Origin of the sequence: Streptomyces sp. KR55 (assembly GCF_052245645.1) — a bacterium.
GTDB lineage: Bacteria > Actinomycetota > Actinomycetes > Streptomycetales > Streptomycetaceae > Streptomyces > Streptomyces flavusporus.
In genome coordinates, this window is sequence record NZ_JBQQCE010000247.1 from 1 (window position 1) to 14,062 (window position 14,062).

Genomic DNA, 14,062 nt, shown 5'->3' on the forward strand with positions numbered 1-14,062 from the left:
TTCAAGTGGACCAAGACCGCCGACGAGATCCTCAAATCCCTCGCCGACTACCTCACCAAGATCGCTACACCGGCCACCAAAAACCAGCATGAGACTTAAGCCCAGGATTTCAGGCGCATCACACTAGGGTACGCCGCACGATGCCTTGCGGAACTGCTGGAAGAACGCGGTGACGTGGAGGGCGCGATTGCGGCATACCGGCAGGCTGACGAACCTGCCACCTACGACCCCAACTCGGCTGTCCAGCTCGCGCAGCTGCTGGCCCGGCATGGTCGGGGGAACGAAGCGATCGAGGTAATGCGCCACCAGGCCGACGCCCGCAACGGGGACGACTGGATCCTCCATACTCTGTCCGACCTTTACCTCGACCAGGGCCGCCCCGAGGACGGCCTGGCGCATCTCGACGCCCTCGCCGCCGCCCGCGGGGGCAAGGAGGACTGGGACCTCTTCTGGATACGACTTCCGCTGACGGCCGCCTGCGACCGGGTTGACGAAGCGATTGAGCGGGCCCGGGCTCACCCCGAGAGCGGCACGTCATATGCGGCACCGCATATTGCCGAGCTGCTGGCCAGCGCCGGACGCACCGAGGAGGCCGTCGCGGTCCTGCGACCCCACTCCCCCGCAAACAGCCACGACCTGGCCGGGTACCTCATTGACCTCGGCCGCATCGAAGAGGCCGTGGCCGTCCTGCATCAGGACAAACCCCGTCCGCCGCAGCCCTCGACCACCGCCGCTTGGAGCGAGGAACCCCCGTTCTGAAGATCTGCCTGGCGCAACCCGAGAGCTGGTCGGCCCGCCGTCTTGACCGCGTCACAAGGAGCCCTGCCTCTGAGCGGGCTGTTTGGCGGTATGACGGGCTTCGAGGTACGCGGTCCAGAGTCGGAAGAGCCGAGGAACAGGGTGCCGGTCAGGCGGACGTGGGCTCGTAGCTGACGAGGTGGCAGGGCAGCCCTCGGCTTGGCCGAGAAGGGCTTGGAGCTCGGCCTCGTCGGCGGCGAGGCCCCAGCGCAGCTTCGTGCCGACCCAGGTCGCGGCGTAAGCGCAGTGGTAGGAGGCGTCCGGGGGTAGCCACTCGGCCGGGTCCTTGCCTGCCTTGGACCGATTGGAGGCCGCGGTGACGGCGATCAAGTTCTCTGGGCTGTCCTGGTCGTTCGCGTACGCCTCGCGCTGGGCCGGGCTCCACGGGGTCTGTTCGGAGTCGTAGACCTCCAGGTGGTCTTCACCGGAGAGATCATCGCTGCACGGGTGGTGTGCGCCCCGCGTCGAGGGCCCGTCGGCGGGCCTGGAGGTAGGTGGTCCAGTCGGTTCCTGTTCGGCGACGCCATTGCTGCGCGGTGATGACGTGCATGCCGAGAAGCGGGGCGAGTACGGCGGGCGGCATGTCTTGGGCGAGCTGGAGGAGCGCGGTCGCGCGCGAAGGCCGGATTGGGATGCCGTGTGCTGCGAGTGCGCGTGAGAGGGGGCCGGTGGAGCGGTGGGTGCCTGGCCGGATTCCTGGGAAGAGCCAGTTGCTGGAGGTGTTCGCGGCCCAGCCGTGCTGCGGCTGTTCCTCGGCGAGCCGGTTCAGCAGGTGGCCCAGGGGGTTTGGGAGGCGGATGGGAGTGTCGTCGAGACGCAGGGTGGTGTGCCCGTCGGTGTTGCCCAGGTGTGCGGTGGTGAGGGTGACGATGCCGCTGAGGTGCTGCCCGAACAGCAGGAGGAGGGAGCCGGCCACGCGTACGTCCAGGGGTAGTTCCTCGTCGTGAAGGCACTGCTGGAGGAGGTCCCAGTGGGTGTCTTCGTCCATCGTCTCAGGCTCGGCCTTGCTGCGATGGGGGACCGTTAGCGGAGTGCAGTGCCCTCGACGGGCTGCCCAGACGATGAAGTCGCGCGTCTCGTATCGGGTGGTGGGCCCGCCCGCGAGCCACTGGTCGATGTGGTGCTGCGTGGCTTTGTCCAGGCTCAGGCCGAGGGCGGCGAGATGCTGCAGGAAGTCGACGGCGGCGTTCACGCGGGTGGAGGACCAGGTTGTACGGCCCCGGGTGCTGGGGATGCGGGCTGCTCGGCGTCGGGCGCGGGGCAGTACGGACCAGCGGACGTAGGGCCGAAGCAGCGGTGCGTGCTGCGGATGGCGTGCCACCATGCGGGCAAGGTGCCGTTCGATGCCAGCCAGATACTCGTCGCGTACGGGGAGAATGCCGTATGCGACGAGGAGGCTGCGGAGGTAGTCCGTGCTCTGCGCGCCGCCCCGTCCCGTTGAGACGGCGAGGGTGCCGAGGTCGGCGTGGGTGAGTGCCCGGCCGGAGGCTGCGATGTCGTGCAGGAGACGTGCCGATTCCGAGGTCCGCAGCCATGTGAGGACCGTTCGTGGTAACTCGGCGGTCAGCAGGGCCTGGCGCAGGGGTTCAAGCTGGGCTCCGGGCTCGAGCGGCAAGTCGTTGAAGAGGGTGGTGAGGTGGTCGGCGACCGCACAGCGGTCGCAGAAGTCGCCGGTGACGGGGCTGCTGGCGGCGCCGCAGCCGGCCCTGGCAAGATTTCCGTGAAGCTGCGGTGTGCCACCGTGCGCCCGTGACGCTCCGTCATGGGCAGCGGCGTCGGAGCAGGGCCATGAGGATGACGCGGTGGCGGAGCAACCGGACCCCTGCACGTCCGGCCATGATCCGCTTCTGGAGCTTCAGATCGGTGATGCGGCCTTCGTTGACGCCGGAGCTGAACGGGGTGGTAATGCCCTGCACTACTGCGGGCTGGTCCTCGCGGATGGCCTTGGCCAGGCTGGCCAGGGCTGGGAGGCGGGCGGTCGTGAGTTGCTCGAGCCAGTCCGGCAGCGAGGAGGCGTCGCGGGCATCGAGCATGGCGGCGAACTGACGCACCAGATCGTGGGTGCGGTCCAGCTCCGGGCAGTGCTCAAGCAGCCGCCTGAGCCCTTCGGCTGCGTGCAGGCTGCGCCGGGCTGGCGCCGTGGTGATCCAGCGGGCGACTTCCCGGGGCGAGGGCGGCCGCTCGCGCGGCGTGTTGATCAGCAGGCCGCGACGCAGCGGTGCGACGGCCATCTTGACCCGCTGGTAGTGGCCGCGGTAGCCCTTGGCGACGATCTCCTGGTGCAGCACCGTTGCGGTGTGCTCGCCCTCCTCCCACCGCTGCCGCAGATACTCCAGGCACGGGTCGAGACTGGTGGGCCGGCGGGTCCGGGTAGTTCGTACACATTCCTGCCAGGTGGCTGCTCGGGCATACTTGCGCACGGTGCGCCGGTTCAAGCCCAGCTCACGGGCTGCAGCGTTGAGCGAGCGACCGGTGCCGGTCACCGCGTGCACCGCCTCGAACAGCCGCTTCGCGTGGCGGCGGGCGGGGGTGTCTGCCTGGTCGGACGGTCCCGCTGGGTTCGCTGCTGGCGGTGCCAGTTCGGGCTCGGGTACTGCGGCGGGTAGGCAGCCGCGGTGGGCGGCGGCGATGTCCCCGATCCGCTTCGACAGCCCCTGCCACAGGTGGAAGCGGTCGCTGACCTGCACCGCTTCCGGGGCGCCGTCGGTGATGCCTTGGCGGTAGACCAGCGAGCCGTCCCGGCAGACCACCTCAACACCGGGGTGCGTCCGCAGCCAGGCGGCCAGCTGCTCGGCGTCGCGCCCGGCCCACAGCTCGATCGGCAACCGGGTGTCGGCATCCACCAGCAGGGTTCCGTAGACGTCCGCGTACAGCGCGAAGTCATCCACGCCCAGCACCCGTGGAGTCGCTGCTGACGGAAGCGGCAAGCGCATCAAGTGAAACAGCACGCTTGTCCGCGACAGCGGCACCTTCAGGATCTGCAGCAGCCGGGAGCCGCCGCGGCCGGCGAGTAGCACCCCGGCCATCTCCACCAGGTGCTGCAGCAACGGGCTGCGGCGCTGGTAGCGCGTCGTCAGCCCCGCGACCTGCTCGGCAAACGTCCGCCGACCGCAGTCCGGACTGTCACAGAACAACCGCCGCACCGACAGCCCAATCAGCACCGGGCGCCCACCGAAAGCAACATCGGCCAGCGTGCGGCAATAGCGACTGTGCACCCGCGCAGAACCGAGACCGCAGTCCGGACACGCCACCGTCAACTCGCGGGTGCAGGCTGCGATGCGGACCACGCCGTCCGCCACCCACACTCGTTCCACCCGCACCACATCGAGGTGCGGAGACACGATCCGTACGAGGTCATCACACTCGCCGAGAGTGCCGCTGCCCATGACGGAGCGTCACGGGCGCACGGTGGCACACCGCAGCTTCACGGAAATCTTGCCAGGGCCGCTGAAGTGCAGAGCCGCGTACGTTTGAACGTGCAGAGGTGTTAGGCGACTTCGTTCTCTCGCTCGATGGCCATGAGGCGGTTCTTCAGTCTGTAGCTCGGGCCGTTGATGGAGATCACTTCGCAGTGGTGCAGGAGGCGGTCGAGGATGGCGGTGGCGAGGACCTCGTCGCCGAAGACCTGGCCCCACTCGCTGAAGGTTGTGATCCGGGCCCAGCAGACGGTCGGCCTCGACCACCCCCGTGCCCGCGCCGCTCCCTGACCGAGTTGCGCGAGGCGCATGAGGGGACCATCCCGGCGCTGCTGGCGTAGGCAGTCGTACGACGGTGCAGGCCCGCCTGGGCGGTTCCGGGCGGGCCTGCCTGGTTTCCGGCGCCCTTCGTCGGTCAGTCCGGAAGGTCGGAGCCGACGAGCCGCCGCCATTCGGCGGCGGCGCCGGCCGGGTCCATGGCGTGGGCGGTGTCGATGGCCGAACGGCACGCGGCGGCCAGGTCCATGGCGCCCTCCTCGAGGCACATCGCGAGGGCGTGTGCGAAGGGTGCCACGGCATCCGCCGCCGCACCGCTCTTCAGCAGGGCCGTTCCGCAGCGGGTGAGCGCGTGGACGACTTCCCGCCAGTGCTCGCCCGGGTCATATCCGTACAGTTCGTGGTAGATGCCGAGGGCCGCCTTCGCGGCCGACAGGGCGTCGGGCAGGCGGCCGGTGTCCTGGAGGTTCGTGGAGAGGTCGGCGAGGGCCCGGGCGGCCCGGGGACCCGCCGACGGGTCGGTGCGCCACAACTCGTAGCGGATCGTGGCCTCTTCGCTGCGGGCGTCCGCCGCCGCCGCGTGGTCGCCGGTCTCGGAGTGGCAGGTTGCCTGCTGGTTCAGCATGTCGGCCAGCATCGGGAGGAGCTGCCGGTCTCCCCGCGCCTGCTCGCGCGCGATGCCGGTCGCTTCGTTGAGGGCCTCGGCCGCGTCCGCGTGGCGGCCGATGAGGTGCAGGCACGAGGACCGGTTGAAGAGGCTCTGTGCCAGGCTGATGCGCAGCCCCGGCTCGGTGGCGGACGCCCGGCGCAGGATGTCGGCGGCTCGGGCGGCCGCTTCCGCGCCCTCGGCGGGCTCGTCGGTCTCGGCGAGGTTGGCGGAGTGGGCGACGAGGACGGTGGCCAGTATCAGCGGCAGGTTGGGATCGTCCGGGGACGGGGTGAGGGCCTGGAGGGTGTCCAACGCGAGGCCGCTGGCGCGTTTCGCCAGGGCGAGCCGGCCCGTGGCGGCGAGAGCGACGGACACCTGGCGCAGGCTGAGGGCGAAGTGGCTCGGCAGCGGGGTCCCCGACGGCCGGGGGCGGGCCCGCAGGCGCTCCGCCTCGCGCAGGGCGTCCTCGGCACGATCCTCGCCGAAAGCCAGGTAGCCGACGTAGGTGGCGTGCACCTGCTCGTACAGCTCGGGACGGTCGCGGCGCACCGGCTCGCCCCGCTCACCGAGGGCCAGCTCCACCGCGTCGCGGATGAGGCCCAGGGCCGTGCTGTGGTGGCCCAGCGCCGTGTGGCCCACAGCGGCGTTGTTGAGCGCCATGACCGCTCGCTCCGTCGGATCCAGTCCCTGGTAAGGGGAGCTGAGCCGCTGCCACAGGTCGGCGGCCTCCAGCCAGGTGGCGACCTCGACGGGCCGGTCGTGCAGGGCGCTGTGGACCTGGGCCTTCGTATCGGCCAACAGGGCCCGCTCGGCGATCAGTTCGTCGCGGACCTCGGCGGGCAACCCGGTGAGGAAGGCCTCTGCCCGGGTGCAGCAGGCGAGGGCCTCGACCGGATCCGCTGATCCTTCCAGCACCTGTGCGTAGCGGCCCAGGGCGATCAGGTAGCGCCTTGCCGCCTCCGGGTCCGTGCCCGCGCCCGCCTGCCGGCGCAGCAGGTCGGTCTCCTGACGGGCGTAGGGGCGGGCCTGGGTGAAGCGGCCCAGTCGGCACAGTGTCAGGACGAGCCGGTCGAGGAGGGGCCGCAGTTGTTCCTCGTCCGTTGCCGGTCCCGTCGGCGTGCGCAGCCGCACCGCCTCGCACAGCGCGTCCACGGCCTCGTCCTGCCGGCCCAGCCCCAGCAGCAGCTGGGCCTGCTGATCCAGCTGCATGGCCAGCTCGGCCTCGCTGCCGGGTGCGGACCGGAAGGCTTCCACAGCCTGTGTGCAGACGTCCAGCGCTTCTTCCCTGCGCCCCAGCTGGGTGAGGCTCATGGCATGCAGCATGTGCGCGAAACCCCGCTGCCGGGCGTCGCTGCGGACGATCCCGTGTGCGCCACGGCGGTATCCGGCGACCGACAGGGCGGCCGACGCCTCGTCGGACACACCGCCGGTGATGCGCATGCTGCCGTCCGCGTTCTGTGTGACCTGCTGCCGCATGCCCGCCTCGGGGAGGATCTGGGTGTTGGTGACCGCCCAGGCGAGGGTCTCGTCGGAGAGCATCGGCAGGCTCGCGGTGTGCTCGATCTGGTCGAGGAGCGCATACACCGGATGCCCGAAGTGCGCCTGCGACCTCGCGGCTCGCACGGCTTCCCGCAGCGCCGTCATCTGGCCGAATGAAGCGATGTCGCCCTCGTCGGGATGGGCGGCGAAGTGGGCGGCCTCCGGCGGATCGGCGCAGTGTGCGGCGGCGGACACGATGCGGGTCAGCAGGTCGCCATCGTCGGCGCAGGCCGTGACGAGGAGGAACTCGGCGATCCGGTCGGGCTGCACCGAGCCGCAGTAGGCGTCCGCGGCAGGCGGGTACAGCTCGTGCAGCCAGCGGGCGGCGATCAGGCCGCGGTCGGAGCCGCCGACTCCCAAGGTGTCCAGCAGCGCGACGGCCTGTGCCTGGTCGGCCACGGTGACGAGGTGCAGGGCGGCGACCGCCGAGCGCAGGGTCGTACGGTCGAATCCGCGCAGCCCGCAGCGCCGGGCGGCCAGGGTCCAGTACGACTCCTCGTGGCGCAGCAGGGTGCGTTCCACCGGTTCGCCGCGGACGGTGTCGAGGGGGACGGCCTGCTGGAGCAGCAGGGTGAGTGCGGTCATCTGGATGCCGAGCGCCGAGTTGGCGCGGTGGTGGGTGTCCGCGGGCGGCGGCGCGATCCGCTCGGCGAAGGCGGCCCAGTCCGGTCCCCGGTGGCCGGGGACGGCGGGCAGGGCCCGGGCGATGTCATGCAGGGACCGACGGAAGGAGGCGTCCCAGTCCTCGTCGGTCGGTGCCAGCGGTTCCAGTGCCAGCGCCGGTGCCTCGGCGAGCAGGTCCCGCACCGCGGCGTCCGTCTCCTCCAGTGCCTCCGCCCAGACACCGCGTTCGCGCGCGAGCAGCAGCAACCGGACCGGGCCCTGCGTGGACCGGGCCTGCCGCAGCAGGGCCCGCACCTGGTGCGGGTGGTTCTCCGCGTAGTCCACCGCCAGCAATAGCGGGCCGCGGGCCCGGGCGACGGGGGAGAACCGTTCCTCGGTGACCGCGTCGTCGGTCAGTGGCCGACGCAGCAGACCGGCGGTCCAGCCGTGGTCCCGCTGCCGGGCCAGGAACCATCGGGCGAGGCGGCTCTTGCCCTCCCCGCCCTGGCCGGTCACGATCAGTACCGACGTGGCCTCCGGGCCCGCGCACCAGTCGGCCAGCCGAGCACACACCGCCTCGCGCCCGTGGAAGGAGACGGTCTCGGAGTCGGCGCGCAGCAGGGAGACGACGGAGGGGATGTCCCGGCTGGGGTAGGGCGAGGCGAGGAAGCCGGACAACTCGACCGGTTCGCACAGCGGTTCGCGGCCGACGGCCTCGGCCACCGTGCGCCGAAAGGCCTCGTCGGCCAGGAGCGCCGACAACGGTGTGGCGGTCAGGCGCGTGCCCCACCGCGGCCTGCGGTCCTGGCGTACGACGCCGACCAGCAGCCCGCCGGCGAACACGGCGGCTCCCGACATGCCGGCCCATTGAGGCCTGGTCTCGCCGGACGGGCCGGCGGGCATCGGTGTGGTGCTCGTGAACTCGTAGTGCCCGGACCCGGCGCCGGTGGCCGGGCTCACCAGCCCCGAGAAGTGCTCCTGGTCGCGGAGAGTCTCAAACTTCTGCGCGCGGGGGAAGCCGATCGCCTCGACCCGCTGGTCCGGCTGGGCGGAGACGAAGGAGCCGTACCGCGTGACCGGAGCCCGGCCGGGCGACTCCGCGCTGTGCGTCCGGAGCCGGATCAGTGCGGCGTCGGCGGCCGCGTCTCTTCTGCACCACACGACGTCACCGTCGGTGGGGTCCTGCCCGAGCCGCGCGACCGTGACTCTGTCGGGCCGCTCGCCGTCCGCTCCCGTGACCACGTGCGCCGCGGTCAGCACCAGCCCCGGGGCGATCCGGTATCCGGTGCCGAAGGACGGGCGCGCCCGTATCTGGACGACGAGTTCGGGGTCCGGGCCGGCCGATGTCATACGTCGTCGTCCACGTCGTTGACGTCAACCGGTCCGTCCTCATCGGTACGGGCGGCAAGGCGCAGGGTGACCGTGTGAGTGGTGCGGCGGGCCCGCTCCCCGCCGGCGCCCGCGCCGACCACGCCGAACCTGAACGCGCCGTCGCCCCTTGCCGACCGCTGCAGCTCCAGGCCGAACTCCACCGTCACTTCCTCGACGGACAGCCGGACGGAGCTGCCCGACGCCCTCGTCCTCGCCTCCGCGAGTTGCTCGCGCAGCGAGGTGAGTGCGTCGGCGAGATCCAGCCAGTCGGTGTGTGCCGTCGCGTCGGCCACGAGCGCCCCCGTGCTGTTGACAGCTTTCTTGCCGGTCAACACCGTACATCCGAAAGTGAGTTGGCTCACGGTGCCGGGTGCCCTTGCGAGTACGGCTGTCAGGCCGGGACGGCGGCAGCCCTCTGACCACAGCACTCCCGGCCCCGCCAGCACCCACCACCGCGCGGGCGACAACCGACACCACCCCACCCCCACCTGACCAATTACCCTCCCCACCATGCCCGCGGCCAAGAGACGCCCCCGCACCTACGACCCCGACAAGATCCGCACGGCGGTAATCACCCAGTTTCAGAACGTACGAGACGCCGTACGCACGCTCACGCCCGACCAGCTCGCCCTGCCCACTTGCCTCGGGGACTGGACGGTACGGGAGTTCGTCGCGCACATCGCGATGACCATCGAGGCCGTGAGCCGGACTATCGACCAAGAGCCGCCCGCGAAGGCGGAACTCTCCTTGCCCGAGTGGCCGTTCGCGACCGCCGCGTTGGACGACTCCAACACCGACCGCACCCGCGCCTTCACCCGCGAGCACCCAGACCTCGACGCGCTGTACGCCAGCACCGAGCAGCGGTTCGCCGAGAGGTTGGCCTTCACTCCGGGCGAACGGCTGCTCGCCACCCGTCCCGGTGCCATGAACCTCGCCGACTACCTGGTCACCCGCACTGTCGAACTCGTCGTCCACACCAAGCAGGCCGCGGTCACCGCGCTGGAGGACGCCAACCGGCTACGCCACTCCGTCTACCGGCGCGGCAGGGTGCGCCACCTCGCGCTGCTCGCCGAGCGGAAGCTGGAGATCGGCCACCTTGATGAAGCCTGCGCGGACTGGCAGCGCGCGCTGGACGACTTCCCCCACGTCCAATCCGGCCGCTGCGACGACCGCTTCCGCGCGATGCTCGCCGCCCTGCGCCGCACCGCAACAACCCCCACGCCCGCGCCGTCCACGACCGGGCCCGCTCGATAGCGGCCTCACCCCGTCCGGCCGCCCGCAGCCTGAGGCTCGGCGCGGCGCCGACCCCGCGCCGACTGGCCCGCCGAGCATCGACTCCGCGACTCCGCGATTCATCGACGGACGCAGCACGCTCGACCCCGACGCCAGGCGACGAGCTGGCTGGACCTATCGCGCGCTCGGACGGCCCTGAGCCCTCGGGCCTCCTGTGGGGTCCCGTCCACCTTCATCGGTCGGGTGAAACTCTGAACACAATGACTTGACAGGGAATGTGAAGGCGGCGATGTCCCGGGCGCTGCTCGACCACGGCCGGGCCGGCCGGTTCGCCTTCCCACCGCCGATCGGATCGCTGCTGGACGTGGACCTTGAGGATGGCGTCGCCTTGCGCGTCCACCTGGACGGCTCGGTGCCGCCCGAGTGGAGCAGCGGCCGCACCCCCGTCCTAGGCCCTGGCGTGGTACCGGAGCCGGGAGTGCTCTCCAGATGCCCGTACGTGTACCGGGTGCGGTGCGAAAACAACGGGGCCAGCCGCCGGGTCTGGATCGGCACCCAGATCCTGGCCCACCCCACCGAGTGGGTCCCCCTCACCGACTGCTCCTGGACCGACGACGGCCTGATCACCCCGGCCGCAACCGACGTCCTGCGGCACCGCCCCTCCACTACCGGCCCCGCACCGGCCGACGAGGCACACCACCCGGGAGCCCTGCCAGAGAGCGTCACCCGGTTCATCCGCGGCCTGGAGGCAGCCCAGCGCACCGGCACCGTCGAACACGTACGCCGGCTGTGCGCCGGCAGCGAAGCCTTCCTCGAAAGCCTCAACCCAGCAGCCCGTGCCGAAGCCGAGCAGGCCCTGAACGAAGCCCGGTCCTGGCGGGCCGGCCACGAGGACTACCAGCAGCGCGTCTTCGCCGACCTCGAAAAGGCCGTCTCCGAGAAGCGGGCCTGGGACGTGCGCTCCCAGCTACAGATGGCCACAGCACTCACCCGGCGCGGCGCCAGCGCCTCCGAGCAGCGCGTCCTTACCGCAGCCCGCCCGCGCCTTCCTCCGCCAGCAAGACCACCTCCCCGCCGCCGACTCGGCCCGGACCGTACTCCACCCACTCCTGGCGCCGCGCCCCAAGAGCCGCCCCAAACCGAAGCCGACACCCAAACCGAAGCCGACGCCCAAGCCACAGCAGGCGCCGAAGGAGCAGAAGAAAGAGCCGAACACCGCCCGGCGTGAACGGCGGGAACGACGCGCGGCCGTACGCCGGACCCGCGACATCCTTCAACGCCTCGACCAGCGCTTCCATCTCTCCACCAGCGAGAAGAAGAATCTCATCCAAGAGCTGGCCATGGTGGTGGACACCGCCGGTGACTGGCTCTCCTCAGACGAGCAGCACGAGGCCCACTTCTGGATCAGGAAGATAACCCGGGTGCCGAAGGAAGCCCGGGAACGCCCGACACGACGCGAACTCCCCCCAGACGTCCTGGAGTCCGCCGCCGCTGCAGTCCGTGGTGCCCTCAAGAAGGCCGCCCGGGAGCAGACCACCACCAACTGGGCCCGGCTCAAGCAACAGCTCGGCTCCGCGCTGCCCCACATGACGCTCGCCGACCACGTCCAGGTCCTCACCCTCGTCGACCAGGCCACGCCCACCGACCAGGCACTCCTGTCGTCCCTGCTTGCCGCAGGCGATCCGGATATGACGACGTCCTACCGCCAGGTCGCCGGCGCCCTGGGCCTGGACGTACCCGCGGACGACGACGACCTGCGCGACGTCCTCGAAGCAGACGTACAGCAAGTCCACAGCTACTGGCATCGCCGGTAGCTGCGCTTCGGTACATCAAGACGGGCGGTTCGCACGCACCAGCAGCGTGTCGGCGGTACGTGGACCTTCGGTCGTGGCAGGGAGCACGTCGATGGTGATCCTGGTAAACCCGGCATCATCGAGCAGCTTGGTCCACACGTGCTCCTGTAGCACCCAGCGGCGCATCGTGGCCGCCTCGCCGTCCGGCGTCTTGGTCGGCACCTCGGCCGCGACCACATCCGGCTGGGCATGCGACCCGCTCAAGTAGTGGGCGAGCGTCGCGAACACCAGCCGCCCGCCCGGCCGCAGCGCGGCAGCCGCCGCCGGCAGCAGCTCGCGCGGGTCGGCGAAGTCGACGGCGCCGAAGACGCTGTACAGCACGTCGTACGTGCCGCGCATCGCGCTCAGGTGAGACACCACGTCGCAGTGCACGATGCGCAGGCGCGGCGCGAGATACCCGTACAGGTCGGTCGCAATCGCGTACTGGGCTGGCGAGGCGTCGACCGCGATGACCCGGCTGGCTGATGCTGAACCGCCAGGTGCGCGGCGTGCCGGGCAGCCCCGGCGCCGAGGTCGCCCACACAGCGGCCGGTCAGGTCGCTCAGGACCTCCGCGCCCGGCCCCGCGTCCTGCCCCCAGTTCCAGTAGAACGTGGCGGGGACGGCGCGGTCACTGGCGGCGCGGGCGCGGCCGTAGTGGTGCCAGAGGTCTGCGGTGCTGGTTGTCACCCGCCCCATCCTGGCTGCGCGGACCCGCCGGCGGCGACTTCGACGAAGTCTCACCCCGGGCATGCCCAAGGGGCCCGGACGCTGAGAGCGCAACGAGCTGAACGAGCGGCTCACCGTCACGAAGTGAGCCGCTGCTGGTAGCGGTCAGCTGACGGCAGCCGACGCCAGGTCGAAGAACCGGGCCCGGGCGAGTTCCACACCGACGTCCACGATCCCCGTCCGGCCGTGCCGGTTGTGCGGTACGTGCAGTTCGGCGCGCTGGACCGCCGGCTCAGGCAGTCCGTGGCGTGGGAAGAGGTCGGCGGGATACAGCTCGGGATCCGGTGTGCGCTCGTAGTAGCGGCCGATGCGGTGCTGCGGGTCGTAGTAGGCCTGCCGGTACAGCAGGATGACCGTCTCGACGCGGCTGAGCAGGGCCTCGCCGTGACACAGGTCGCTCAGCCGCGGCCGGTGGTCTTCACGGAGCTCGCACGCCCGCGTCAACTGCTCGACGATCACAACTGCAGTCTGCAGGCCATCGGCCAGGGCCTGGAGATCGGCAACAACGTGGGCGACCTCCGTCTGCCGGTCCGCAGCTGAGCCTCGTTGTCCCAACGTTCCGTACATCAGACCGAGGTAGTCGACGACCAGGAGGTCGAGACGGCCGTGTCGACGTACCGTCCTCGCGCAGTCGCGTTCAATCTCCGCGACGGTGGGGGTTGTGCCGTCACCGCCGTAGGTCAACAGCGCCTTGCCGTCGGCGTCGGCGGCCGCCGCGTGCAGGAGCACCCATTCGTCCTCGTCGAGCGTCCGGCGGCGGATCCTCTCGGTCAAGACGCCGGTTTCCGCGGCCAGCGTCCGGGTCATGAGATCTGCGTTCGACATTTCCAGGGATGCGACCTGAGCGGGACGGCCCTGACGCAGGGCGCACTCCCGGGCCAGGGTGAGGGCGAGCATGGACTTGCCCATGGCAGTGCGGGAAGCGATCACAGTGAGCCGTCCGGGGCGCAGACCGCCACCGAGCAGTCCATCCAGTGCGGACAGGCCAGTTGGGATCCGGGGCTTGGGCGGGTTCTGGGTCACGGTTTGCCGGTGACTGCCCTCGCCGGCAGCGGTACGGCGGCGGGCATCGCTCTTGCGGGCGTGGTTACTGACCACGTGTCGTCCGTCCCGACGCGACGGGCCCGTGGTCCCGTACGCGTCGTGCCATGCAGACGTGACCCGATCGGGAAGGCACTGATGTTGATGCGCGGGCACCTGGGGCTCATCGCCCTCACCGTCCACGGGACCGGGGGCTCGCCGGACCGACACACAGCGGCGGCCGTCAGCGCGACGATAGCGAATTCTTCCCGTCGGCAGGATGGGACGCGCCGCCGGAACGCAACGCAGGCATCGATGCGCCGGGCGTCAGTGGTGTCCTGCACGGAACGCAGCACTGATCTGTGGCATGAACACTTCGGCAAGGCCAGCGCCCTCGGGGTCCCTGGTGCTGTCCAACAGCTTGTCCAGGTCGGACGAGAGCTGCGGGGGTGGTGAACTGCTCTCGAATAAGTGTGCATAAGCGTGCATGAGATTACTCTAGTGGTGCTATGATCTTCGCGTGAATCTGACTGAGTGGGCGCGGGCGCAGGGGATCAGTCCCCACACGGCGTATCGCTGGTTTCGTAACGGGACACT

Annotated in this window: 10 protein-coding genes and 2 pseudogenes; 4 read left to right on the forward strand and 8 right to left on the reverse strand. The window is 70.6% G+C overall.

The features are described 5' to 3' along the window. The first annotated feature begins 174 nt into the window (after positions 1 to 174). Positions 175 to 759 carry a tetratricopeptide repeat protein gene (locus ACTWQJ_RS30500; protein WP_443309749.1) on the forward strand — a complete coding sequence of 195 codons (585 nt, stop codon included), beginning with the start codon at positions 175 to 177 and terminating at the stop codon, positions 757 to 759. Between the two features lie 51 nt (positions 760 to 810). Here ACTWQJ_RS30500 and ACTWQJ_RS30505 read toward each other — a convergent pair whose 3' ends face one another. From ACTWQJ_RS30505 to ACTWQJ_RS30530, 6 genes and pseudogenes are all read right to left on the reverse strand, one after another. After that, positions 811 to 1,212 (reverse strand): HNH endonuclease family protein, encoded by a 402-nt coding sequence (locus tag ACTWQJ_RS30505; protein ID WP_443309758.1) that lies wholly within the window; start codon positions 1,210 to 1,212, stop codon positions 811 to 813. Positions 1,213 to 1,231: 19 nt separating this feature from the next. Further along, the gene (locus ACTWQJ_RS30510) at positions 1,232 to 2,413 is read right to left on the reverse strand and encodes a hypothetical protein (protein ID WP_443309750.1); all 1,182 of its coding nucleotides are present in this window, start codon (positions 2,411 to 2,413) and stop codon (positions 1,232 to 1,234) included. Between the two features lie 145 nt (positions 2,414 to 2,558). Beyond that, complete coding sequence (locus tag ACTWQJ_RS30515; protein WP_443309751.1) at positions 2,559 to 4,097, reverse strand: ISL3 family transposase; 1,539 nt, start codon at positions 4,095 to 4,097, stop codon at positions 2,559 to 2,561. A 188-nt stretch (positions 4,098 to 4,285) separates the two neighbouring features. Continuing rightward, a pseudogene (locus ACTWQJ_RS30520) lies at positions 4,286 to 4,444 on the reverse strand (ATP-binding protein); the annotation flags it as partial. A 185-nt stretch (positions 4,445 to 4,629) separates the two neighbouring features. Further along, complete coding sequence (locus ACTWQJ_RS30525) at positions 4,630 to 8,631, reverse strand: tetratricopeptide repeat protein (RefSeq protein WP_443309752.1); 4,002 nt, start codon at positions 8,629 to 8,631, stop codon at positions 4,630 to 4,632. After that, positions 8,628 to 8,984, reverse strand: coding sequence for a trypco2 family protein (locus tag ACTWQJ_RS30530; RefSeq protein WP_443309753.1), 357 nt, complete (start codon positions 8,982 to 8,984; stop codon positions 8,628 to 8,630). The genes ACTWQJ_RS30525 and ACTWQJ_RS30530 overlap by 4 nt, the downstream gene beginning before the upstream one ends. A 178-nt stretch (positions 8,985 to 9,162) precedes the next feature. Here ACTWQJ_RS30530 and ACTWQJ_RS30535 point away from each other — a divergent pair, with 178 nt between their 5' ends. The 3 genes from ACTWQJ_RS30535 to ACTWQJ_RS30545 all read left to right on the forward strand — a co-directional run bounded on the left by ACTWQJ_RS30535 (position 9,163) and on the right by ACTWQJ_RS30545 (position 11,699). Continuing rightward, positions 9,163 to 9,906, forward strand: a complete 744-nt coding sequence (locus ACTWQJ_RS30535; protein WP_443309754.1) for a maleylpyruvate isomerase N-terminal domain-containing protein — start codon at positions 9,163 to 9,165, stop codon at positions 9,904 to 9,906. Between the two features lie 244 nt (positions 9,907 to 10,150). Further along, positions 10,151 to 11,113: a hypothetical protein gene (locus ACTWQJ_RS30540; protein ID WP_443309755.1), complete on the forward strand. Its 963-nt coding sequence runs from the start codon at positions 10,151 to 10,153 to the stop codon at positions 11,111 to 11,113. Positions 11,114 to 11,225: 112 nt separating this feature from the next. Then, positions 11,226 to 11,699: a hypothetical protein gene (locus ACTWQJ_RS30545; RefSeq protein WP_443309756.1), complete on the forward strand. Its 474-nt coding sequence runs from the start codon at positions 11,226 to 11,228 to the stop codon at positions 11,697 to 11,699. A 15-nt stretch (positions 11,700 to 11,714) separates the two neighbouring features. Here the strand turns inward: ACTWQJ_RS30545 and ACTWQJ_RS30550 are convergent. Together ACTWQJ_RS30550 and ACTWQJ_RS30555 are read right to left on the reverse strand one after the other, a co-directional pair. Continuing rightward, positions 11,715 to 12,415 (reverse strand): annotated as a pseudogene (locus tag ACTWQJ_RS30550) (class I SAM-dependent methyltransferase). A 135-nt stretch (positions 12,416 to 12,550) separates the two neighbouring features. Next, positions 12,551 to 13,543: a DnaB-like helicase C-terminal domain-containing protein gene (locus ACTWQJ_RS30555; RefSeq protein ID WP_443309757.1), complete on the reverse strand. Its 993-nt coding sequence runs from the start codon at positions 13,541 to 13,543 to the stop codon at positions 12,551 to 12,553. Positions 13,544 to 14,062 lie beyond the last annotated feature (519 nt).

Excerpts from the sequence above, each read along its gene's own strand:
- ACTWQJ_RS30525 (WP_443309752.1), bottom strand. The coding sequence starts at position 8,631 with ATGACATCGGCCGGCCCGGACCCCGAACTCGTCGTCCAGATACGGGCG.
- ACTWQJ_RS30535 (WP_443309754.1), top strand. The coding sequence starts at position 9,163 with ATGCCCGCGGCCAAGAGACGCCCCCGCACCTACGACCCCGACAAGATC.
- ACTWQJ_RS30545 (WP_443309756.1), top strand. The coding sequence starts at position 11,226 with ATGGTGGTGGACACCGCCGGTGACTGGCTCTCCTCAGACGAGCAGCAC.